Origin of the sequence: Cellulomonas sp. A375-1, from assembly GCF_001040865.1 — a bacterium.
Taxonomy (GTDB): domain Bacteria; phylum Actinomycetota; class Actinomycetes; order Actinomycetales; family Cellulomonadaceae; genus Cellulomonas; species Cellulomonas gelida.
The window spans coordinates 1-20,029 of sequence record NZ_LFKW01000139.1; the positions used below are offsets into that span (position 1 = coordinate 1).

Here is a 20,029-nt window from a genome sequence, read left to right on the forward strand (position 1 = left end):
CGGGCGCTCCCGTGGAGCGCTGGGTGTGCGTCACGTCGGTTCTCCCGTCGCATTCGGGCGGATCGTCCTGATGAGGTATCGGCACGCCGGGGACACGACTTGACCCCCGGGACGGGATCATGGGCGCATGACCGACGCCCTCGACTCGGCGATCCTGCGCGCGCTCGCCGCCGACGCGCGCGCGACCTACGCCCAGATCGGCGCTCAGGTCGCCCTGTCCGCGCCGGCCGTGAAGCGCCGCGTCGACCGCATGCGCGACGACGGCGTGATCCGCGGGTTCACGGTCCGCCTCGACCCCGCCGCCCTCGGCTGGCAGACCGAGGCGTTCGTCGAGATCTACTGCCAGGGCTCGACGAGCCCGGCGACCATGCGCGCCGCGGTCGAGCAGTACCCCGAGGTCGTGACGGCCAGCACCGTGACGGGCGACGTCGACCTCGTCGTGCAGGTGCGGGCGCGCGACATGCGCCACCTCGAGCAGGTGGTCGAGCGCCTCGCGGCCGAGCCGTTCGTCTCGCGCACGCGCTCGACGGTCGTGCTCTCGGCGCTCGTGCGGCGTCCCGACGTCACGCCCTGAGGCACCCTCCGGCCGGTGCCGGCCGGGTCTGGCGCCGCGGGCGGGCACGGCTCACGCCTTCGGTGCGGCTCCAGGATCCGCCGTGGGCTCGCCGGACGCGTGACCCTCGGCTGCGCCGGGCAGCTCGTCAGCGCGGCTGCTCACGACCATCACCGGGCACGTCGCATGGTGCAGCACCGCCTGGCTCGTCGACCCCAGGAGCAGCCCACGGAACCCGCCGCGCCCCCGCGACCCCAGCACCACGAGGTCGGACGCGGCCGAGAACTCGGTGAGCAGCTCGGCCCCTGTGCCGTCGAGCGCGAACCGGCGCACGGTGACCGCACGGCCGGCCGGCGGCTGACTGGCGAGCGCCCGGTCGACGACGACGTCGAGCCCCTCGGCCATGTCGCTCAGCACCTGCTCGTGGTCGACCGCCGCCGGCAGCCACGCCAGGACCCCCGTCATCGACCCCACGGGCACGCCCGAGACGGCCGTGAGCTGCGCATCCCAGGTGCGGGCCTCGTCGATCGCGCAGCGCAGCGCACGCTCGGCCTGCGGCGAGCCGTCCACGCCGACGACGATGCGGCGGACGGCCGGCACGGGCGGGATCTCTGCGCCCTCGGGCAGCTGCTGCCCGTCGTTGTCGCGCAGCGGCACCACCACGGTCGGGCAGTACGCGTGCGCGGGCAGGGCCGAGGACACCGTGCCGAGCAGACGGTCGGCGAACCCGCCGCGCCCGCGCGTGCCGACCACCGCGAGCCTCGCCTCGCGCGAGAGCTCGACGAGCACGCCCGCGGCGTCACCCGTGTGCACCTTCGCGGTGACCGCGACGCCCCGGCCGGAGACCCGGGCGGACGCCTCGGCGAGCACGGCGGCCGCACCCTCCTGGATCGCGGAGTCGTCGAGCGCTGCGTAACCGCCGTCGAGCGACGCCGCCGCGAACGACGGCAGCGCGTACGCGCAGACCAGGTGCAGGCGCCACCCGCGGCGCTCCGCCTCCGCCGCGGCCCAGTCGAGCGCATAGAGGCTCGCGGTCGACCCGTCGACCCCCACGAGGATCACGTCGTCGCGCGTCATGGCCCTGCTCCTTCGCCCGTCCCGGTTGCCGTGTCCCTCAAGTCAACACCAAGACTTCCTCAAGAGCGACGGGCCCGGGCGTGGACGAGCCGCGGATCGCGGCGCGCGCCGGTGCCGTGGCCGGTCAGGCGACGACGGCGTCCGACCACCCGAGCAGGTAGGGCTCCCAGTCCGGCCGGCGCGCGTGCACGCCGTGACCGACGATCGCCGTGTGCGGGGGCCGCGGCGTGAACCGCAGCTCCCAGCCGATCTCCGAGAGCAACCGGTCGGCCTTGCGGTGGTTGCACCGCGCGCACGCGGCGACCACGTTCTCCCAGGCGTTCGGGCCCGACCTGCTGCGCGGGACGACGTGGTCGATCGTGTCCGCCCGACCGGAGCAGTAGGCGCACCGCTCATGGTCACGCGCGAGCACCGCACGCCGCGTGATCGGGGCGTGCGAGCGGCGCGGGACCCGCACGTAGCGCTGCAGCCGCACCACGGACGGTGCGACGACGTCGAGCCGCTCGGAGTGCAGCACGCGGTCGCCGGGTCTCTCGACGACGGCCTTCTCGAGCAGCAGCAGCACCACGGCCCTGCGCACCGGAACCACGCACAGCGGCTCGTACGACGCGTTGAGGACCAGGGTGCCGCTCATGGGCGCGCAGCCCGTCCGGCGCGGGCGAGCGCGCCGGCTGGCACATCCCCCGGTACGTCTCCTGGCGCGTCCTTCGACGCAGTCATGGCTCGCGACGGCACGGCGACCTCCCGACCTGGTGGTCGGACCTGGCTGGCCCGACCGGACAAGCTTCGGTGCGCGATCAGACTAGCCTCACCGCCGCGGCGGCAGAGACGACGAGGCCCCGGCGACATCGTGTGTCGTCCGGGGCCTCGTGGCACGGCGTGAGTGTCAGCCGACTCGGATGAAGACCGGCGAGCTCTGCCAGATGGAGCGGAACTGGATCGTCTTGCCCGGGCGGGGCGCGTCGATCTGCTGGTTGCCACCGGCGTAGATCGCCACGTGGCCGGGGCTCCAGATGATGTCGCCCGGCTTGGCGTCGGCACGGGAGACGACCGTGCCCGCGTAGCGCATGCCGCTCGACGTGCGCGGCAGGCTCACACCGAGCTGCTTGTAGACGTACGAGATGAAGCCCGAGCAGTCGAAGCCGCTCGGCGACGCGCCGCCGGAGACGTACGGGACGCCCACGTAGCGCGCGGCGATCTCGAGGACCGCGTTGCCCGAGACCGCCTGCGGGATCGGGTTGTTCGAGACGCGGGGCGCGGTGCGCGAGGTGACCTGGCGCTCACGCGTCTGCGTCGCGGTGGGGGCGACGGTCTTCTTCTTGGGGATCGAGACCGAGAGCTTGGGGGCGTCGATGCTCCACTCGGCGCTGACCGGCGCGCTCACGACGGGCGCGGTCTCGAGCAGCGCGCGAGCCGAGGCAGTCAGCGCCTCGGTGTCCACGGCAGCGAGGGCACCGGCAGAGGCGTCGTCCGAGGGGGAAGCCATCGCGGGGGTGGCGCCGAGGAGCGAGACGACCAGACCACCCGAAGCGGCGACGACGGCCGACCGACGACCGACCGTGCCCATCTGCTCCGATGCAGCGGCTGCCAGTTCCGTCAGCGGCGTCGAGGGCCGACGAGCGGCCCGGTGACGTGCATGTGTCATGCGCGTTCTCCTAGTCGCCTACGAGGTCAGCTGTCGGGTTCGGATGGGAGAACACCCGGCCCTGTCCCAGACCGAGGTCTGCGACGGGGCTTCACCCCAAGGACACCGAAGTGCCCAGATTGGGTCCCCCGCCCCTGCCGGCGGTTCGTGCGGACCTCTTGCGGCGGCAGGGCTAGGCGTTCCGCTCGAGGGCTTCGTTGGAGGAGGGGTTCCGGTGAAGCAGGTCGAACGTACATGAGGGTGCCGCCGATTGTCACGTTCCGATCACGAAGGAAACGAGATCTGTCGGACGACCGACCAGGAGCATGCGCACCCCGATCGACGCCACCGCAGGTCACACCCCGTGGGAGCGTGCGTCACCGACGCGTCGAGGTTTCACCCCTCGGCGACCTGTCTCACGTTTCGGGCGATGCGGACACACCGGGGCATCGCGGGCGCGGCAGACCGTCGTCGCGACATCCCCCGTGACGCCCTTCGCGACGCCCCCGTGACGCTCCCGCAGCCGCGCGTCAGCGCGTGCGGATGAAGATGTGGCGCGCGACCTCGTCGGGCAGGTCCAGGACCACCGGCGCCCCCGGCACGCCCACGGTCACCACACCCGGCGCCTTCTCGACCGTGATCCGCGCGCCCGGCAGGATCCCGGCGTCCGCGAGGCGCGCGAGCAGCTCGACGTCGACCTGCAGCGGCTCGGCGATCCGCGCGAGCACCGCCGTCCCGTCGGCGCCCGACGTCGGCTCCATGAGCGAGGCCACGCCGTCGAGGAACTCGACGCGCGTCTGCTCCTCGCCGATCTCCGAGAGCCCGGGGATCGGGTTGCCGTACGGGTCGAAGTGCGGGTGGTCGAGCAGCGCGGCGAGGCGCTTCTCGACGCGCTCGCTCATCACGTGCTCCCAGCGGCACGCCTCCTCGTGGACGTACGGCCACTCGAGCCCGACGACGTCGGTGAGCAGCCGCTCGGCGAGGCGGTGCTTGCGCATCACGCGCGTGGCCTTGGCGAGACCGAGGTCCGTCAGCTCGAGGTGACGGTCACCGGTCACGACGACGAGCCCGTCGCGCTCCATGCGCGCAACCGTCTGCGAGACCGTGGGGCCCGAGTGCCCGAGCCGCTCGGCGATGCGGGCGCGCAGCGGGGTGATGCCTTCCTCGGTGAGCTCGTAGACCGTCTTGAGGTACATCTCCGTCGTGTCGATCAGGTCGCTCACCGCGTTGCCTCCCAGGTCGCCACGGCCGGTGCCTGGTCGGCCGCAGTCACAGGGTAGTTGGTCCACGACGTGGATCGAGGTCGCGGGGCTCTATCCTCGCCAGGTGCCCGAGAACGCGCCCGCCGCCGCACCCGTGTCGATCCCCGCCGAGCTCCTGCCGCGTGACGGCCGGTTCGGCTCGGGTCCGTCCAAGATCCGACCGGAGCAGGTCGAGGCCCTCGTCGCTTCCGGCTCCACGCTGCTCGGCACGTCGCACCGGCAGGCGCCTGTGCGCAACCTCGTGCGGCGCGTGCGCACGGGCCTCGCCGAGCTGCTGGGGCTGCCCGACGGCTACGAGGTCGTGCTCGGTAACGGCGGCTCGACCGCGTTCTGGGACGTCGCGACGTTCTGCCTGGTCGAGCGCCGCTCGGCGCACGGCGCGTTCGGTGAGTTCGGCTCGAAGTTCGCCGCCGCAGCCGCCCGTGCGCCGTTCCTCGAGGAGCCGGTCGTGACGACCGCAGCGCCCGGCTCGGTGGCCGTGCCCGGGCACGCCGACGTCGACGTGTACGCGTGGCCGCAGAACGAGACGTCGACGGGTGCGGTCGCGCCCGTGCGGCGCGTGGCCGGCTCGCACGAGCAGGGCGCGCTCGTGGTCGTCGACGCGACCTCCGCCGCGGGTGGTGTCGCCGTGGACGTCGCGCAGACCGACGTCTACTACTTCGCACCGCAGAAGTCGTTCGCCTCCGACGGCGGGCTGTGGCTCGCCGCGATGTCCCCCGCGGCGATCGAGCGCGCCGCCCGGCTCGAGGCGGGCCGCTGGGTGCCCGAGAGCCTGTCGCTGACGACCGCGGTGACGAACTCGCGCCTCGACCAGACCCTCAACACCCCGGCGATCGCGACGCTCCTGCTGCTCGCCGAGCAGGTGGACTGGATGCTGCAGAACGGCGGCCTGCCGTTCGCGGCGGGTCGCAGCGCGGCCTCGTCGGGCCACGTCTACGCGTGGGCGCAGGCCCGCGACTGGGCGACCCCGTTCGTCGCCGAGCCCGAGCACCGCTCGCCGGTGGTCGCGACGATCGACTTCGACCCGCAGGTCGTCGAGGCCGCGACGATCGCGCGGGCGCTGCGGGCGCACGGCGTCGTGGACGTCGAGCCCTACCGCAAGCTCGGCCGCAACCAGCTCCGCATCGCCACCTACCCGGCGGTCGACCCGCGGGACGCCCTCGCGCTCACCGCGTGCATCGACCACGTGGTCGACCAGCTCGTCTGACGCACGCCACGGGCTCGGCCGGCGCCCGGCCGAGCCCGTGGCACGTGCGTCAGGCCTGCGTCCGGCGGCGGTGGCGCATCGTCATGGCCAGCGCGATCGCGCCCGCGGCCACGAGCCCGCCACCCGCCAGCGCGACCGGCAGCGCGTTCGAGCCGGTCACCGAGAGCACCGGGGGCTCAGGCTCGTCGACGAGGACCGAGGTCCCCGGCGGGTTCGTGAGGCACATCGGGCTCGACGGCGGGTACGCGACGGTGACCGAGGCCTCCGGGTTCACCGCGAAGTTCACCTGCACGGACGGACGGACCCAGTCCCACTCGTCGCCCTCGACCCACGTGCCGTCCGGCAGCTGACGCCAGCCCGGCCAGTCGACGCCGACGCCGTTCTGCTCGACGGCACCCGGCCACAGCACCACGCCGGACAGCGGGAGCCCGGCCTGGACGTAGTCCGCGCCGCTCGGGTTGCGCCACGTGATCGTGACGGTCGTGTTCGGCGAGCCGATCGCCTCGACCGCGTACCGCAGCTTCGGGACGTCGTTGTCGCAGATGGGCTCCTTGACCAGGACCCGCAGCTCGCACGGCAGCGGCGGCGAGTACTCGTCGTCCGCGCCCACGGCCGACTGGTTCTCCTGCTCGCACCCGTACACGGTCGGCGAGGGGGACGGGTCGACGGCGGCGGTGGCCATCGAGGGCGCACCCACCACCAGTGCGGCGATCATCAGTGCCAGACAGGTTCGCAGGAGCTTGCGCATGAGGACGACCCACCGTCGTGAGAGCGGACTATTCGTACATTTCGGGACCATCCTCGCGCGTCGTGCGCGCAGGTCCTAGCCGCAGATCGGGTGATTTCGCGACTGGCTCGTCGCCGCCGACGTGCGGCGAGCGCCCGAACAGGGGACGCAGGTTGCCCCCGGCAGCCCGGCGGTGCGCCTCAGGCGGCGGTGACCTCGTCCGCGGCGTCGCGCGCGCCGGCCTCGGCGACCGCGTCCTGCCGTGCGGTGACCTCGGGGACGCCGGTCGCGCGCGTCGTCGGGTAGAGCACCTCGAGGTGCGGTCGGCGCAAGTGGTAGCGGACCTCGACGTCCCACGCCTTGCGCGCCCACAGCGCCGCACCCGTCGAGACGAGCAGCGCGGTGATCGAGCCGATCCCGATCGACCACCGGGCGCCGAACGTCTCACCGATCCAGCCGACGATGGGCGACCCCACGGGCGTCGCGCCCAGGAACACGATCATGTAGAGCGCCATCACGCGCCCACGCATCGCCGGCTCGGTGGTCATCTGGATCGTCGCGTTCGCGGCGGTCATCATCGTCAGCGACGCGAGGCCGACGGGGATGCACGCGATCGCGAAGGCCGGGTACGTCGGCATGAGCGCCATGACGCCGCTTGCGATCCCGAACCCGAACGCGGCGCCGATCACGAGCCGGACCCGCGGTCGCTCCCGCCGGGCCGCGAGCAGTGCACCGGTGAGCGAGCCGATCGCCAGGATCGACCCGAGGATGCCGTACTCCCCCGCACCCTTGCCGAACTCGCTGCGCGCCATGAGCGCGCTCGTGAGCTGGAAGTTGAGGCCGAACGTCGAGACGACCCCGACGACGACCATGATCACGACGATGTCCGTGCGACCGCGCACGTAGCGCATGCCCGCGCGGATCTGCCCCTTGCTGCGCGACGCCGTCGGCATGGGCCGGAGCTCGGAGCGGCGCATCGTGGTGAGCGCGAAGATCGTCGCGCCGAACGTCACGGCGTTGATGACGAACACCCAGCCGGTCCCGACCCACGCGATCAGGAGCCCGGCCACGCCGGGTCCGACGAGGCGCGCGGCGTTGAACGAGGCGCTGTTGAGGCCCACGGCGTTCGACAGCTTGTCGGGCGGGACGAGCTCGGCGACGAACGTCTGGCGCACGGGGCCGTCGATCGCGGAGACGCAGCCGAGCAGCAGCGCGAACAGGTACACGTGCCACAGCTGCGCGTTGCCGATGAGCACGAGCAGGCCGAGGCCGAGTGCGAGCACGCCCTGGCCGACCTGCGTGGCGATCAGGAGCTTGCGCCGGTCCATGCGGTCCGCGAGGAGGCCCGCGTACGCGGACAGGGCGAGCACGGGCGCGAACTGCAGCGCGGTGGTGATGCCGACCGCGACGCCCGAGTCGTCGGAGAGCTGCGTCAGGACGAGCCAGTCCTGGGCGACGCGCTGCATCCAGGTCCCGACGTTCGCCACCAGAGCGCCTGCGAACCACAGGCGGTAGTTGAAGAAGCGCAGGGAGTCGAACGTGCTCATGCCTGGGCGATCCTCCACAGCAGCTCGAGCGAGTCCGCCAGCCGCGCGCGTTCGTCGGGCGCCATCGCATCGAGCTGGCCCTCGAGCCAGGCCGAGCGGCGCTGCCTGGTCTCGCTGACCTCGGTGCGGCCGGTCTCGGTGAGGCTGACGACGACGACGCGGCCGTCCGTCGCGTGCGGCGACTTGGCAACCAGGCCGGCCTCGGCCAGGCAGCTCACAGTGCGCGTCATCGACGGCGGCTGGACGCGCTCGAGGTCGGCCAGCTGGCCGGGGGTGAGCGGACCGAGCTTCTCGAGGTGGACGAGCACCGAGTACTGCGGGTCGGTCAGGTCCGCGGACCCGCGCTCGGCGCGGATCCGGCGGGCGGCCATGATCACGGCACGGCGCAGCTCGGAGGCGAGCGCGGGGGCGGTGACGGTCATGTTGTGAGCATAACTCATTACTCGCGGTAATGACCTATGCGAAGGACTCCCCGCCTGGAACTCCCGCGGGAGCTCGCCGGGCGGCTCGTCGGGAGCTCGTCGGTACGACGACGCCGCCCGCCCCCGGACGGGGAGCGAGCGGCGTCGGTGGTCGCGCGGGCGTGCCGGTCAGGGGCGACCGAGCGCGCGGTACGTCCAGCCCGCGGCGCGCCACTGCGTCGGGTCGAGCACGTTACGGCCGTCGAGCATGTGCTTGCCGGCGACGACCTCGCCCAGCTTCTGGGGGTCCAGGTCGCGGTACTCCGACCACTCCGTGCCGAGCAGGACCACGTCGGCGTCGCGGACCGCGTCCAGCACGTCGGCGGTGTAGTGCAGGTTCGGACGCGCGCGCCGGGCGTTCTCGATGCCCTGCGGGTCGGTCACGACGACGTGCGCGCCGTTCTTCTCGAGCGAGTCCGCCACGGACAACGCCGGCGAGTCACGGATGTCGTCGGAGTTCGGCTTGAAGGTCGCGCCGAGCACCGTGATGCGCTTGCCCACGAGCGAGCCGCCGCACACCTCGCGCGCGAGCTCGACCATGCGCTCGCGACGACGCCCGTTGATCGAGTCGACCTCGCGCAGGAACGTGAGCGCCTGGTCGACGCCCAGCTCACCGGCGCGCGCCATGAACGCGCGGATGTCCTTCGGGAGGCAGCCGCCGCCGAACCCGAGGCCCGCGTTGAGGAAGCGGCGCCCGATGCGCGCGTCGTAGCCGATCGCGTCGGCGAGCTGCGTGACGTCGCCGCCCGTGGCCTCGCACAGCTCGGCCATCGCGTTGATGAACGAGATCTTGGTCGCGAGGAACGAGTTCGCCGCGACCTTGACCAGCTGGGCCGTCGCGTAGTCCGTCACGACGAGCGGGGTGTCGTCCGCCAGCGGCGTCGCGTACACCTCGTCGAGCAGCAGCTTGGCCGCCTCGCCCGCCTCCGTCGCGACGCCGTCCTGCGTCGGCAGGCCGTAGACGAACCGGTCCGGGTGCAGCGTGTCCTCGACCGCGAAGCCCTCGCGCAGGAACTCCGGGTTCCAGATCAGCGTGGCACCGGCGGGAGCCAGCTCCTGCGCGAGGCGCTCGGCGGTACCGACCGGGACCGTGGACTTGCCGACGACCACGTCGCCCGGCTGCAGGTGCGGGATCAGCGCCGCGATCGACGCGTCGACGTACGACAGGTCCGCACCCAGCTCGCCCTTGAGCTGCGGCGTCCCGACGCACACGAAGTGCACGCGCGCACCCGCGACCGCCGCGATGTCCGTGCCGAAGGTCAGGCCGCCCCCGGCGCCCGCCTCGAGCAGGAGCTCCGGCAGCCCGGGCTCGAAGAACGGCGCCCGGCCGGCACGCAGCGCCTCGACCTTCGACTCGTCGACGTCGATGCCGACGACCTCGTGGCCGAGGGATGCCATGGCGGCGGCGTGCACCGCGCCCAGATACCCACAACCGATGACGCTGATGCGCACGACAGCTCTCCTACTCGACGTTGGCTCCGCACGAGGGTACCGGCGCGCCGGGCCCCACCCTCACATCGGTGGTCCCACCCGACGCTCCCTCGGCACGTCGCGCCGTGGCAGACGCACGACGGGCCGGCCCCGTGAGGGACCGGCCCGTCGGGACGTGCGGGAGTCAGCCGACGAGCGACTCGATCGGCCCGCGCACGAAGTACAGGACGAACATCGCGGCGATGAGCCAGATGAGCGGGTGGATCTTGCGGGCCTTGCCCACGACGATCTGGAGGACCACGTGCAGGATGACGCCGGCGCCGATGCCCGCCGTGATCGAGTAGGCGAACGGCATGAGGATCATCGTCAGGAACGCCGGGATGGCGATCGTGTAGTCGTGCCAGTCGATGTCCAGCACCTGCGTGACCATGAGGAAGCCGACGACGACGAGCGCCGGGGCGGCAGCCTCCGACGGGATCACCGCGACGAGCGGCGCCAGGAACGTCGCGAGCAGGAACGCGATACCGGTGACGACCGACGCCAGGCCCGTGCGCGCACCGTCGCCGACGCCCGACGCGGACTCGATGTACGACGTGTTGCTCGAGATGCCCGCGGCACCACCGGCCGCCGCGGCGATCGAGTCGACCACGAGGATCTGCTGGGTCTTGGGCGGGTTGCCGTTCTCGTCGAGCAGGCCCGCCTCGCCGCCGACGGCGACCATCGTGCCCATCGTGTCGAAGAAGTCCGCGAGGAGCAGCGAGAACACGAGCAGCAGGACCGAGATCACGCCGATCTTGCCGAACGCGCCGAACAGCGAGAAGTGGCCGAGCAGCGAGAAGTCCGGCGTCGAGACGACGCTCGACGGCACCTTGGGCGTCGTGAGCTTCCAGTCCAGGTCGGTGAAGGCCTCGACGACGATCGCGAGCACCGTGGTCGCGAGGATCGAGATGAGGATGGCGCCGCGGACCTTCTTGACCATGAGGATGATGGTCAGGAGCAGGCCGAACACGAACACGGCCACGGGCCAGGTCGAGATCGAGCCGCCGATGCCGAGCTCGACGGGGACCGACGGCGGGAAGTCGGGGTTCCACGGCGCCGACACGAAGCCGGCGTCGAAGAAGCCGATGAAGGCGATGAACAGGCCGATGCCGACGCTGATCGCGGTCTTGAGCCACGTCGGGACGGCCTCGAACACCGCCTTGCGGAAGCCCGTGAGCACGAGGACGAAGATCAGCAGACCCTCGAGCACGACGATGCCCATCGCGTCCTGCCAGGTCATGCCCGGCAGGTTCGCGATCGAGAACGCGACGACCGCGTTCAGGCCGAGTCCGGCGGCGAGCGCGAGGGGGAAGTTCGCGATGACGCCCATGAGGATCGTCAGGACGCCGGCGACGAGCGCCGTCGTCGCCGCGATGGTGGCCTTCGGCGCCAGGGCGGCGCCGGTGCCATCGACCTGCCCCAGGATGATCGGGTTCAGGACGATGATGTAGGCCATCGTGAAGAACGTGACGAGGCCGCCACGGATCTCCGTCCCGATCGTCGAGCCACGCTCGGTGATGCGGAAGTAGCGGTCGATGGCGTTCTGGGGGGTGGGGGTCTCGGTGCGCTCTGGCGCAGCGGAAGTCGAAGCCATGCGCGCAGTGTGGCAGAACCGTGTTGCGCTGGTGACCGAGATGCGTGACAGATCGGACGCGCGTTCCGATGACCGGTCTGCGGCCCTCACGACATACTGCCGAGCATGCGAGGGATCATCCTGGCCGGCGGCTCCGGCACGCGTCTGCACCCGATCACGCTCGGCGTGAGCAAGCAGCTCGTCCCCGTCTGGGACAAGCCGATGATCTACTACCCGCTGTCCACGCTCCTTCTCGCGGGCATCCGCGACGTCCTGGTCATCACCACGCCGCACGACGCCGAGCAGTTCCGGCGCCTCCTCGGCGACGGCAGCCAGTTCGGCATCTCGATCAGCTACGCCGTGCAGGCCGAGCCGAACGGGCTCGCCCAGGCCTTCGTGATCGGCGCGGACTTCGTCGGCACCGAGAAGGTCGCGCTGGTGCTCGGCGACAACATCTTCTACGGGACGGGTCTGGGCGACCAGCTCCTGCGGTTCGCGGACGTCGACGGCGCCGCGGTGTTCGCCTACCGGGTCGCGGACCCCACCGCGTACGGCGTCGTGGAGTTCGACGACGAGGGCCGCGCGTTGTCCATCGAGGAGAAGCCGGCCCGGCCTCGCTCGTCGTACGCGATCCCCGGCCTCTACTTCTACGACAACGACGTCCTGGCCATCGCGCGTGACCTCGCGCCGTCCGCGCGCGGCGAGTACGAGATCACCGACGTCAACCGCGCCTACCTCGAGCGGGGGGCGCTGCAGGTGTCGGTGCTGCCGCGCGGCACCGCGTGGCTGGACACGGGCACGTTCGAGTCGCTGCTCGACGCGAGCGACTACGTGCGCGCGATCGAGCACCGGCAGGGCCTCAAGGTCGGGTCCCCCGAGGAGGTCGCCTGGCGTCGGGGGTTCCTCGACGACGACGGGCTGCGCGCGCGGGCGGCGGCGCTCGGCAAGTCCGGCTACGGCACGTACCTGCTCTCGCTGCTGGACGACCCGCACCGCTGACCTGACCCGGGCCGTCCGGCCCGTCACCATCCGGCTGGATCGCGTCGTTCGCACATCCCTGGAGGGTTGTGGCGATGTCCGTTTCGTCAGAGAATCGAACATGTGTTCGAGTCTCGTTCCTCGCCGGAGCCCTCCGGCTTCGCCGGCAGCGCCGCCGGGCCGTCGCGCCCGGAGTCTGACGGTGCGCGGGACGCCGAGGCCGTAGCGGCCCGGATCGCGGCGGTCGTGAGCGAGCTGACGGAGCTGGTCTCGGCCACGCACGGCGCCGCCTCGTGGTCGGGGCGCGACCGGGCGCGCGTCCTGTCGATGCTCGACCGCCTCCCGGCCCTCGCCACGAGCGTGCGTGCGCCCGTGCTCGTCGCGCAGCAGCAGGCGGCGTCGGACGCCGGCGCGCAGCGCGAGTTCGCCGACCTGCGGGCGCGGGCGATCGGCGGCACGCGCGGCCAGGCGGATCGTCAGGTGGACACCGCGCGCACCCTCACGCGGCTGGACGGGGTGCGTGCCGCGGTGCTCGAGCGGCAGGTGCTCGAGCCGCACGTCGAGGTGCTCGCCACGGTCCTGCGCGGCGCCGCGCCGCCCGTGGCGGAGTTCCTGTCGTCACCGCAGGGTCAGGCCCGGGTCGTCGCGCTCGCGCACGGGTCCGACACGCGGCAGTTCTCGCGGGACCTGGCGCTCCTGGCCGCGGCGCACGACCCGGCGTCGTTCGAGGACGAGCGCGAGGCCGCGCGTCGCGCGCGGTACCTCCACCTGACGCACGCGTCGGACGTTCCTGCGCGGGCGGCTCGACCCGCTGGCCGGCCAGGCGCTGCAGGCGGCACTCGACGCGACGGGTCACCGGCCCGACGACGAGCGCGCTCCGGAGCAGGCACGAGCGGACGCGCTCGGCGCACTAGCGCGCCACGCGCTCGGCACCACCGGTCCTGCTCCCGCACCACGCGCGCTCCCCGACGACCGACCGGCCACCGAGGACCTCCACCTCGAGGACGGGGCCGCGGTGACCACCCCCGGCGTCGTACCGCAGGTCAGCCTGCTCGTCCCCGCGGAGACGTGGTTCGCCGTGCGCCGCATGGCGGCCCACTCCGCCGCCGCCCGCACCTCCCGCGCCCCAGACGGTTCGACGCCACACGGGGAAGCCGGGGTCGCTTCGCCGACGAGCACGTGGGAGCCGGCGACGAGCGAGGACGGGGCCGTGGTGTCGGCGAGCGAGCTCGCCGCGGCGCTGTGCGACTGCGCGATGACGCGGGTGGTGATGAGCGCGCAGGGTGTCCCGCTCGACGTCGGCCGCACGCGGCGCATGTTCACCCCGGCGCAGCGGCGGGCCGTCGTGGCGCGCGACCGGGTCTGCGCCTGGAACGGCTGCGGCGTCCCACCGGGCTACTGCCAGGTGCACCACGTGACGTGGTGGCACCGGGACGGCGGTCGATCCGATCTGCGCAACGCCGTGCTCCTGTGCGACTTCCACCATCACGAGGTGCACCGCCTCGACCTGGACGTCACGCGCGTGACCACCGGGGTCGGGGCCGTCGCCGGAGGCGGGGCCAGTGGCGAGCCTGGTGGTCGGGCCGGGCGTGCGCGCTACGAGTTCCGCGACCGGCGCGGACGCACGCACAACGCTCCCGCACGGTCAGGTCCGCTTGGCCTCGAGGCTCCCGCGCAGGGGGCGAGCGTGGGGGTCGAGAGCGTGGGGGTCGAGAGCGTGGGGGTCGAGAGGGTGAGGTGGGGTGGTGGCTAAAGGGTGGCGATGAAGGACTGGACGGCGTCGTGGTGCGGGAGCAGGTCGGAGTCGAGCGCAGCGGCGAGCGAGGGGGCGTCACGGTCCTTGTCCGACAGGAGCAGGGACAGCGGTGAGCCGTCGCGTCCCACCGTGGGCCAGGCGATGGCGAGGGTGGGGTCGAGCGGGTCGATGCCGTGCTCGCCCGCGGGCGCGTAGGGCGCCGAGCAGAGGTAGGTCACGACGGAACCGTCCTGCAGGGAGAGGAACGCATGGCCCAGGCCCTCGGAGATGAACACGGCCTCGCGGGACTCGTCGTCGAGCAGGACCGAGTCCCAGGCGCCGAAGGTCGGGGAGCCGACGCGCAGGTCGACGACCACGTCGAGCACCGCGCCGCTCACGCACGTCACGTACTTGGCCTGGCCCGGAGGGACGTCGGCGAAGTGGACGCCCCGCAGCACGCCCGCCGCGGAGACCGACAGGTTCGCCTGACGCAGGTCGAGCGCACGGCCGGTGGCCGCCTCGAGGTCGGCGGCACGGAACCACTCGAGGAAGGACCCGCGCGAGTCCCCGAAGACCCGTTGCGTCACGCGGTACGCGCCCTCGATCGCCAGCGGCTCCCAGCTCATACGCGCTCCTCACTCTCGGCGAGCACGGCCGCGGCCGCGGCCGCCCAGCGCTCGTCCCAGCTCCCGATCGGCGCGACGCCGACCTCGACCAGTCTGCGGTGCCCGAGCACGGAGTACGCCGGCCGCGGCGCGGGACGCACGGAGGCCTCGGACGTGGTGGGCGCGACGATCGCGGGATCGAGGCCTGCCGACTCGACGACCCGCTGGGCGAACCCGTGCCACGTCGTGGCACCCGACGAGGTCGCGTGGTACGTCCCGGCGGGCGCGCCCGTGGCCACGAGGCGCACGAGGACGTCCGCGACATCGACCGTCCACGTCGGCTGGCCGTGCTGGTCGTCGACCACGTCGAGCGCGCCGCGCGCGTGGGCCGCACGGGCGATCGTCTTCGGGAAGCACGCGCCGTGCGCGCCGTAGAGCCACGCGGTGCGCACCACGAGGTGGTCGCCGCCCGACTCCGCGACGGCACGCTCCCCCGCGGCCTTCGTGCGGCCGTAGGCGCTGCGCGGAGCGGTGGGGGCGTCCTCGTCGTACGGAGCGGTCGCGGTCCCGTCGAACACGTAGTCCGTGGAGAGGTGTACCAGGCGCGCGCCCGCGGCCGTCGCGGCGCGCGCGAGGTTCCCGGCACCGACCGCGTTGACCGCGTAGGCCTCGTCCTCGTGCGTCTCGGCGTCGTCGACCGCGGTGTAGGCGGCGCAGTTGACGACCACGTCGGCGCCCGCGAGCGCGGCCGCGCACGAGTCCGGCGACGACAGGTCCACGTCCTGGCGGCCCAGCGCGAGGACGTCCTCGTCGAGCCGTTCCAGCCGCGCGACGACGTCCGTGCCGAGCATCCCTCGCGCCCCGACGACCACCCAGCGCATCACGCCTCGTTTCTCCCGTTTCGCCCGGCAACCCGGGTCGGGAGCACTCTAGGGCTCGCTACGCTCGACGGATGCGGCTTCTCGTCACCGGTGGCGCCGGTTTCATCGGATCGAACTTCGTCCTGCAGACCGTGCGCGAGCGACCCGACGTGCAGGTCACGGTGCTCGACAAGCTCACGTACGCGGGTGACGTGCGGTCTCTGGCGCCGGTCGCCGACGCGATCGAGGTCGTGCAGGGGGACGTCGCGGACGCCGCGCTCGTCGACCGGCTCGTGGGTGGGAGCGACGCGGTCGTGCACTTCGCGGCCGAGTCGCACAACGACAACTCCCTGGCCGACCCGTGGCCGTTCGTCCAGACGAACCTCGTGGGCACGTACACGCTGCTCGAGGCCGTGCGGCGGCACGGCGTGCGCTACCACCACGTCTCGACCGACGAGGTCTACGGGGACCTCGAGCTCGACGACCCGGAGCGGTTCACCGAGCAGACGCCGTACAACCCGTCGTCGCCGTACTCCTCCACCAAGGCCGGCTCCGACCTGCTGGTGCGCGCGTGGGTCCGGTCGTTCGGCGTGCAGGCGACGATCTCGAACTGCTCCAACAACTACGGGCCGTACCAGCACGTCGAGAAGTTCATCCCGCGCCAGGTCACCAACCTCATCGACGGCGTGCGGCCCAAGCTCTACGGCGCGGGCGCCAACGTCCGGGACTGGATCCACGTCGAGGACCACAACACCGCGGTGTGGCGGATCCTCGAGGCGGGCCGGGTCGGGCAGACGTACCTCATCGGCGCGGACGGCGAGCGCAGCAACCTCGAGGTCGTGCGCACGCTGCTGGAGCTGTTCGACCGGGCGCCCGACGACTTCGACCACGTCACCGACCGCGCCGGCCACGACCTGCGCTACGCGATCGACTCCACGCTGCTGCGCGCCGAGCTCGGCTGGGCGCCGCGGTTCACCGACTTCCGCTCCGGGCTCGAGGCGACCGTCGACTGGTACCGCGGCAACGAGGACTGGTGGCGGCCCGCCAAGGCGCGCGTCGAGGCGGCGTACGCCGCTGTCGGCCAGGCCTGACCGCACGCACGGGCGGACCAGAGGCGGTCGGGGCCCGGCACCGCCGAGCCGCGGCCGGACCAGGGCCGGCGTGGGGCGGGCTCTGGTCCGGCGAGCAGCGCGGTCGAACGGGTCGGTGGTCGACGGGCCGGCGTCAGACGACCAGCAGGGAGAACGAGCCCTTGCCGTAGCCAGCGACGTCCATCGTCAGGTCGGTGCGTCGCACGTAGGAGAGCACCCACGGGGCGATGTCGTTGGGCAGGGGCTCGCCCGGCTGGTAGACGCGGTCGAGTCGTGCGTGCGGCGCGTTCTCGTCGTTCAGCAGCGCCGCCGTGACGTTGAGGATCTCGCCGGCGTTCTCGGCGAGCGTGGTCGACAGCGCGCCGAGCTCGGCGGCCTCGTCGGACAGCCGCGAGGGCACGAGGCCGAGCGCGGCGCCGAGGCGCGCGGCGAGCGGGACGTCGAGCAGGGTGAGCGCGACGAGCTGGAACAGCCGGTCCACGTACACCCCGACGAGCGCGCCCGCCGCGGGGTCGACCATCGCGCCGCCGGTCAGGACCGTGATGTCCCGCCCGATCAGTCCCTCGTAGAGCTCACGGACCTGCTTGGCGTTCGGCAGGGGCGTCTGCGCGCTCATGCGAGCACCGGGTCGATGACCTCCCGGAAGGACTCCGGGGTGAAGGGCTTGGCGATCAGGAACAGCGCACCGGCGGCCTCGGCGGTCGCGCGCATCTCGGGCGAGCCCTCGGACGTCACGAAGCCGAACGGCGTCTGGAACCCGGCCCGGCGCAGCTCGCGCAGCAGCTCGATGCCGGTCATGTTCGGCATGTTCCAGTCGGACAGGACCACGTCGGGCTCCTCGGCCCGGACCGCGGCGAGCGCCTCGGCACCGTCGGACGCCTCGCGGACGTCCCAGTCGTAGCCGGCCTGGCGCAGGGTGCGGATGACGATCTGCCGCATGACGCGGGAGTCGTCAGCGACCAGGACGCTGATGCTCATCGGTTTCCTCCAGGGGTGGTGAGGGTTCCAGGGGCGGCGAACCACACGTCGACGACGAGCAGCCGGCCCCGCCAGGACAGCGGCAGGTGCTGGACACGGACCGCCCCGGCCAGCGGCGGGACGGCCGACCCGACCTGCGGCAGACCGAGGGTGCCGTGGTTCGGCAGCAGTGACTTCAGGTTGCCACCGACGACGTTGGCGATCTCGCCGAAGGCGTCCTCGAGGTCCTCGCGGGAGACCTCGTCGTCGTCGGCGAGGCCGAGCAGGGCACGCGCGAGGTCCTCGGCGGTGCCGTGCCCGGTCACCAGGACGGCACGGCCGGACCACTCGCCGAGCAGGTCCACCCAGGCGACGACCGCGTCGCTGAGCTCGGGCAGCTCGCCGTCCCACGGCAGGAGCAGGCCGAGGTCACCGTCGACCATCGCGGCGAACACCTCCTGCGCGATGGCGTGGACCTGGTCGTGGTCGACGGTCGTGGCGGTCATGCGGGCTCCTCGAGTGCGACGAGGCCGAGCAGGTCGAGCTTGTCGCGGATCGCGTCGGGGGTGAAGGGCTTGATGAGGTACTCGTGCGCGCCCGCCGCGAGCGCGCGCACGATCTGGCCGTGCTCGCTCTCGGTGGTGACCATCATCAGCGTGATGGCGCGCCAGGCGGGGTTCGCGCGGACCTCCGTGACGAAGGTCAGGCCGTCCATGACCGGCATGTTCCAGTCGATGCACGCGAGGTCGACCTGCTCACCGGCCTCGAGGTGGTCGAGCGCGGCACGCCCGTGCTCGGCGTGGATCGTCTCGAAGCCGAGGTTCTCCAGCGCGCCCGAGACGATCCGGCGCATCGTGCGCGAGTCGTCGATCACGAGAGCTCTCATCGGACGGGACCTCCGGGGGCGGTGGGGCGGGTCGTGGCGGCGAGCGATGTCACCGAGCGGTGGGTGTGCCCGATCGGGCTCGGGGCACCGTCGGTCCCCGTGGGGGCGAGCGGTGCGCGATGCGGCGTGGGGACGGAGCTCAGGTTCGGCGCGCCGAGCGGGCGGTAGACCGACGTGCGGTCGATCGTCACGCGCTCCCATCCGTCGTGGACGCCGAGCGTCGTCTCGGCGGCTCCGAGCACGAGGACGCCGTCGGGTCGCAGCACGCGCAGGACCCGGTCGAGGATGCCGCGCTTGGTGGCCGCGTCGAAGTAGATGAGCACGTTGCGCAGGAACACGACGTCGAACGGCCCCGCGGGGGGCACGTCGAGCAGGTTGTGCGCGCGGAAGGTGATCATGCGGCGCAGCGCGTCGGCGACCTCCCACTCGGTGCCGACGCGGCGCAGGTGCTGCACGAGCATCTGCGCGGGCATGCCGCGGTTGACCTCGAGCTGGGAGTAGCGGCCCGTGCGGGCGCGGGCGAGCACCTGCTCGGACAGGTCGGTCGCGACGATCTCGGCGGTCATGGCCGCGGGCAGCTCGTCGCTCAGGCACATCGCGAGCGAGTACGGCTCCTGGCCGGTCGAGCACGCGGCGGACCACACGCGCAGCCGGCCGACCCCGCCGCGCGCAGCCACCAGACGCGGCAGCTCGGCACGTCGCAGCGCCTGGTAGGGCGCCCCGTCGCGGAACCAGGACGTCTCGTTCGTCGTCATGGCCTCGACGACGGCCGTGGTGAGCGGCGACGTGGGCTGGGCGCGCAGCCCGGCGATGAACGTGTTGACGTCCGTGCCGGCGTCGCGCGCGAGCGGCAGGAGCCGCGACTCGACGAGGTACTCCTTGCCGGGCGCGAGCTGGATGGCGCTGCGCCGCGCGACGAGGTCGGCGACGAACGCGAAGGACTCGGGGGTCAGGCTCATGCGACGAGACCCCCCGGCTGCAGGACCCGCTCCACGGCGGGCGCGACCTCGGCGATGGGCAGCACCTGGTGCGCGAGGCCGGCCTGCGCGACGGCGCCGGGCATCCCCCACACGACGCTCGTGGGCTCGTCCTGGACGATCACGGTGCCTCCGGCCTCGACGACATCGGTGCAGCCCGCGCGCCCGTCCGAGCCCATGCCGGTGAGCACGACCGCGACGAGGTCGCCGCCGACTGCGCGCACCGCGGCGCGGAAGAGCACGTCCACGGAGGGTCGGCAGTAGTTCACGGGGGGCGCGTCGGTGAGCACGGTCTCGAGGCGCGGGCCGGCGCGGCGCACCTCGAGGTGCCGGTCGCCCGGGGCGATGTAGACGTGCCCGGGCTGCAGCAGCTCGCCGCCGGCCGCCTCGACGACGGTGGCGGGTCCGAGCCGGTCGAGCCGTGCCGCGAGCTGACGGG

General features: G+C 72.8%; 23 protein-coding genes and 1 riboswitch. Of the genes, 5 read left to right on the plus strand and 18 right to left on the minus strand.

Annotated features, from left to right (window positions below; all coding sequences use genetic code 11):
• The first annotated feature begins 127 nt into the window (after positions 1 to 127).
• Positions 128 to 574: an Lrp/AsnC family transcriptional regulator gene (locus CWIS_RS15005; RefSeq protein WP_048344139.1), complete on the plus strand. Its 447-nt coding sequence runs from the start codon at positions 128 to 130 to the stop codon at positions 572 to 574.
• A 51-nt stretch (positions 575 to 625) separates the two neighbouring features.
• Here the strand turns inward: CWIS_RS15005 and CWIS_RS15010 are convergent, their stop codons facing one another.
• The 4 genes from CWIS_RS15010 to CWIS_RS15025 form a co-directional block, all read right to left on the minus strand.
• Positions 626 to 1,630: a universal stress protein gene (locus CWIS_RS15010; RefSeq protein ID WP_048344140.1), complete on the minus strand. Its 1,005-nt coding sequence runs from the start codon at positions 1,628 to 1,630 to the stop codon at positions 626 to 628.
• A 124-nt stretch (positions 1,631 to 1,754) separates the two neighbouring features.
• Entirely contained in the window at positions 1,755 to 2,264 is a 510-nt protein-coding gene (locus CWIS_RS15015) for an HNH endonuclease (RefSeq protein WP_048344141.1), read from the minus strand.
• Positions 2,265 to 2,516: 252 nt separating this feature from the next.
• On the minus strand, positions 2,517 to 3,275 hold the full coding sequence (locus CWIS_RS15020; protein WP_048344142.1) for a C40 family peptidase: 759 nt from the start codon (positions 3,273 to 3,275) through the stop codon (positions 2,517 to 2,519).
• Positions 3,276 to 3,437, minus strand: a riboswitch (cyclic di-AMP (ydaO/yuaA leader).
• 347 nt (positions 3,438 to 3,784) lie between these two features.
• On the minus strand, positions 3,785 to 4,477 hold the full coding sequence (locus CWIS_RS15025) for a metal-dependent transcriptional regulator (protein WP_048344143.1): 693 nt from the start codon (positions 4,475 to 4,477) through the stop codon (positions 3,785 to 3,787).
• Positions 4,478 to 4,580: 103 nt separating this feature from the next.
• Between CWIS_RS15025 and serC the strand changes: the two genes are divergently transcribed.
• Positions 4,581 to 5,723: a phosphoserine transaminase gene (gene serC / locus CWIS_RS15030; protein ID WP_231583929.1), complete on the plus strand. Its 1,143-nt coding sequence runs from the start codon at positions 4,581 to 4,583 to the stop codon at positions 5,721 to 5,723.
• Positions 5,724 to 5,772: 49 nt separating this feature from the next.
• Here the strand turns inward: serC and CWIS_RS15035 are convergent, their stop codons facing one another.
• The 5 genes from CWIS_RS15035 to CWIS_RS15055 form a co-directional block, all read right to left on the minus strand.
• Positions 5,773 to 6,438 (minus strand): peptidase, encoded by a 666-nt coding sequence (locus tag CWIS_RS15035; protein ID WP_229747271.1) that lies wholly within the window; start codon positions 6,436 to 6,438, stop codon positions 5,773 to 5,775.
• Positions 6,439 to 6,650: 212 nt separating this feature from the next.
• Positions 6,651 to 7,997 carry an MFS transporter gene (locus CWIS_RS15040; RefSeq protein ID WP_048344145.1) on the minus strand — a complete coding sequence of 449 codons (1,347 nt, stop codon included), beginning with the start codon at positions 7,995 to 7,997 and terminating at the stop codon, positions 6,651 to 6,653.
• Entirely contained in the window at positions 7,994 to 8,419 is a 426-nt protein-coding gene (locus tag CWIS_RS15045) for a MarR family winged helix-turn-helix transcriptional regulator (RefSeq protein ID WP_048344146.1), read from the minus strand. Before CWIS_RS15045 ends, CWIS_RS15040 begins: the two co-directional genes overlap by 4 nt.
• A 168-nt stretch (positions 8,420 to 8,587) precedes the next feature.
• Positions 8,588 to 9,910 carry a UDP-glucose/GDP-mannose dehydrogenase family protein gene (locus tag CWIS_RS15050; protein ID WP_048344147.1) on the minus strand — a complete coding sequence of 441 codons (1,323 nt, stop codon included), beginning with the start codon at positions 9,908 to 9,910 and terminating at the stop codon, positions 8,588 to 8,590.
• Positions 9,911 to 10,073: 163 nt separating this feature from the next.
• Complete coding sequence (locus CWIS_RS15055) at positions 10,074 to 11,522, minus strand: NCS2 family permease (protein WP_048344148.1); 1,449 nt, start codon at positions 11,520 to 11,522, stop codon at positions 10,074 to 10,076.
• 105 nt (positions 11,523 to 11,627) lie between these two features.
• Between CWIS_RS15055 and rfbA the strand changes: the two genes are divergently transcribed.
• Entirely contained in the window at positions 11,628 to 12,500 is an 873-nt protein-coding gene (rfbA, locus tag CWIS_RS15060; protein ID WP_048344149.1) for a glucose-1-phosphate thymidylyltransferase RfbA, read from the plus strand.
• Between the two features lie 597 nt (positions 12,501 to 13,097).
• Here rfbA and CWIS_RS18485 read toward each other — a convergent pair.
• Complete coding sequence (locus CWIS_RS18485) at positions 13,098 to 13,256, minus strand: hypothetical protein (RefSeq protein WP_156186684.1); 159 nt, start codon at positions 13,254 to 13,256, stop codon at positions 13,098 to 13,100.
• 238 nt (positions 13,257 to 13,494) lie between these two features.
• On the opposite strand from CWIS_RS18485, the gene CWIS_RS15070 reads away from it, so the two are divergent.
• Positions 13,495 to 14,232: an HNH endonuclease signature motif containing protein gene (locus CWIS_RS15070; RefSeq protein WP_048344151.1), complete on the plus strand. Its 738-nt coding sequence runs from the start codon at positions 13,495 to 13,497 to the stop codon at positions 14,230 to 14,232.
• Here CWIS_RS15070 and CWIS_RS15075 read toward each other — a convergent pair.
• Positions 14,229 to 14,840, minus strand: a complete 612-nt coding sequence (locus CWIS_RS15075; protein WP_048344152.1) for a dTDP-4-dehydrorhamnose 3,5-epimerase family protein — start codon at positions 14,838 to 14,840, stop codon at positions 14,229 to 14,231. The two genes, CWIS_RS15070 and CWIS_RS15075, sit on opposite strands and share 4 nt — an antisense overlap.
• On the minus strand, positions 14,837 to 15,700 hold the full coding sequence (rfbD, locus tag CWIS_RS15080) for a dTDP-4-dehydrorhamnose reductase (RefSeq protein WP_048344153.1): 864 nt from the start codon (positions 15,698 to 15,700) through the stop codon (positions 14,837 to 14,839). Before rfbD ends, CWIS_RS15075 begins: the two co-directional genes overlap by 4 nt.
• Before the next feature lie 71 nt (positions 15,701 to 15,771).
• On the opposite strand from rfbD, the gene rfbB reads away from it, so the two are divergent.
• The gene (gene rfbB, locus CWIS_RS15085) at positions 15,772 to 16,770 is read left to right on the plus strand and encodes a dTDP-glucose 4,6-dehydratase (protein ID WP_048344154.1); all 999 of its coding nucleotides are present in this window, start codon (positions 15,772 to 15,774) and stop codon (positions 16,768 to 16,770) included.
• Between the two features lie 133 nt (positions 16,771 to 16,903).
• Here the strand turns inward: rfbB and CWIS_RS15090 are convergent, their stop codons facing one another.
• The 6 genes from CWIS_RS15090 to CWIS_RS15115 form a co-directional block, all read right to left on the minus strand.
• Positions 16,904 to 17,386 carry a hypothetical protein gene (locus tag CWIS_RS15090; protein ID WP_048344155.1) on the minus strand — a complete coding sequence of 161 codons (483 nt, stop codon included), beginning with the start codon at positions 17,384 to 17,386 and terminating at the stop codon, positions 16,904 to 16,906.
• A complete protein-coding gene (locus CWIS_RS15095; RefSeq protein ID WP_082156514.1) occupies positions 17,383 to 17,748 on the minus strand; it encodes a response regulator in 366 nt (121 codons plus the stop codon). Before CWIS_RS15095 ends, CWIS_RS15090 begins: the two co-directional genes overlap by 4 nt.
• Complete coding sequence (locus tag CWIS_RS15100) at positions 17,745 to 18,233, minus strand: chemotaxis protein CheX (protein WP_048344156.1); 489 nt, start codon at positions 18,231 to 18,233, stop codon at positions 17,745 to 17,747. The genes CWIS_RS15095 and CWIS_RS15100 overlap by 4 nt, the downstream gene beginning before the upstream one ends.
• Entirely contained in the window at positions 18,230 to 18,613 is a 384-nt protein-coding gene (locus CWIS_RS15105; protein ID WP_048344157.1) for a response regulator, read from the minus strand. The genes CWIS_RS15100 and CWIS_RS15105 overlap by 4 nt, the downstream gene beginning before the upstream one ends.
• A complete protein-coding gene (locus CWIS_RS15110; RefSeq protein WP_082156515.1) occupies positions 18,610 to 19,572 on the minus strand; it encodes a protein-glutamate O-methyltransferase CheR in 963 nt (320 codons plus the stop codon). The genes CWIS_RS15105 and CWIS_RS15110 overlap by 4 nt, the downstream gene beginning before the upstream one ends.
• Positions 19,569 to 20,029 (minus strand): CheB methylesterase domain-containing protein (locus tag CWIS_RS15115; protein ID WP_197080867.1); only part of this gene is annotated, 461 nt, incomplete at its 5' end. The genes CWIS_RS15110 and CWIS_RS15115, both read right to left, overlap by 4 nt.

Excerpts from the sequence above, each read along its gene's own strand:
- CWIS_RS15095 (WP_082156514.1), bottom strand. The coding sequence starts at position 17,748 with ATGAGCATCAGCGTCCTGGTCGCTGACGACTCCCGCGTCATGCGGCAG.
- CWIS_RS15015 (WP_048344141.1), bottom strand. The coding sequence starts at position 2,264 with ATGAGCGGCACCCTGGTCCTCAACGCGTCGTACGAGCCGCTGTGCGTG.
- CWIS_RS15035 (WP_229747271.1), bottom strand. The coding sequence starts at position 6,438 with ATGATCGCCGCACTGGTGGTGGGTGCGCCCTCGATGGCCACCGCCGCC.
- CWIS_RS15005 (WP_048344139.1), top strand. The coding sequence starts at position 128 with ATGACCGACGCCCTCGACTCGGCGATCCTGCGCGCGCTCGCCGCCGAC.
- CWIS_RS15105 (WP_048344157.1), bottom strand. The coding sequence starts at position 18,613 with ATGAGAGCTCTCGTGATCGACGACTCGCGCACGATGCGCCGGATCGTC.
- CWIS_RS15100 (WP_048344156.1), bottom strand. The coding sequence starts at position 18,233 with ATGACCGCCACGACCGTCGACCACGACCAGGTCCACGCCATCGCGCAG.
- CWIS_RS15075 (WP_048344152.1), bottom strand. The coding sequence starts at position 14,840 with ATGAGCTGGGAGCCGCTGGCGATCGAGGGCGCGTACCGCGTGACGCAA.
- CWIS_RS15045 (WP_048344146.1), bottom strand. The coding sequence starts at position 8,419 with ATGACCGTCACCGCCCCCGCGCTCGCCTCCGAGCTGCGCCGTGCCGTG.
- CWIS_RS15055 (WP_048344148.1), bottom strand. The coding sequence starts at position 11,522 with ATGGCTTCGACTTCCGCTGCGCCAGAGCGCACCGAGACCCCCACCCCC.
- rfbA (WP_048344149.1), top strand. The coding sequence starts at position 11,628 with ATGCGAGGGATCATCCTGGCCGGCGGCTCCGGCACGCGTCTGCACCCG.
- rfbD (WP_048344153.1), bottom strand. The coding sequence starts at position 15,700 with ATGCGCTGGGTGGTCGTCGGGGCGCGAGGGATGCTCGGCACGGACGTC.
- CWIS_RS15040 (WP_048344145.1), bottom strand. The coding sequence starts at position 7,997 with ATGAGCACGTTCGACTCCCTGCGCTTCTTCAACTACCGCCTGTGGTTC.
- CWIS_RS15090 (WP_048344155.1), bottom strand. The coding sequence starts at position 17,386 with ATGAGCGCGCAGACGCCCCTGCCGAACGCCAAGCAGGTCCGTGAGCTC.
- CWIS_RS15020 (WP_048344142.1), bottom strand. The coding sequence starts at position 3,275 with ATGACACATGCACGTCACCGGGCCGCTCGTCGGCCCTCGACGCCGCTG.
- rfbB (WP_048344154.1), top strand. The coding sequence starts at position 15,772 with ATGCGGCTTCTCGTCACCGGTGGCGCCGGTTTCATCGGATCGAACTTC.
- CWIS_RS15010 (WP_048344140.1), bottom strand. The coding sequence starts at position 1,630 with ATGACGCGCGACGACGTGATCCTCGTGGGGGTCGACGGGTCGACCGCG.
- CWIS_RS15110 (WP_082156515.1), bottom strand. The coding sequence starts at position 19,572 with ATGAGCCTGACCCCCGAGTCCTTCGCGTTCGTCGCCGACCTCGTCGCG.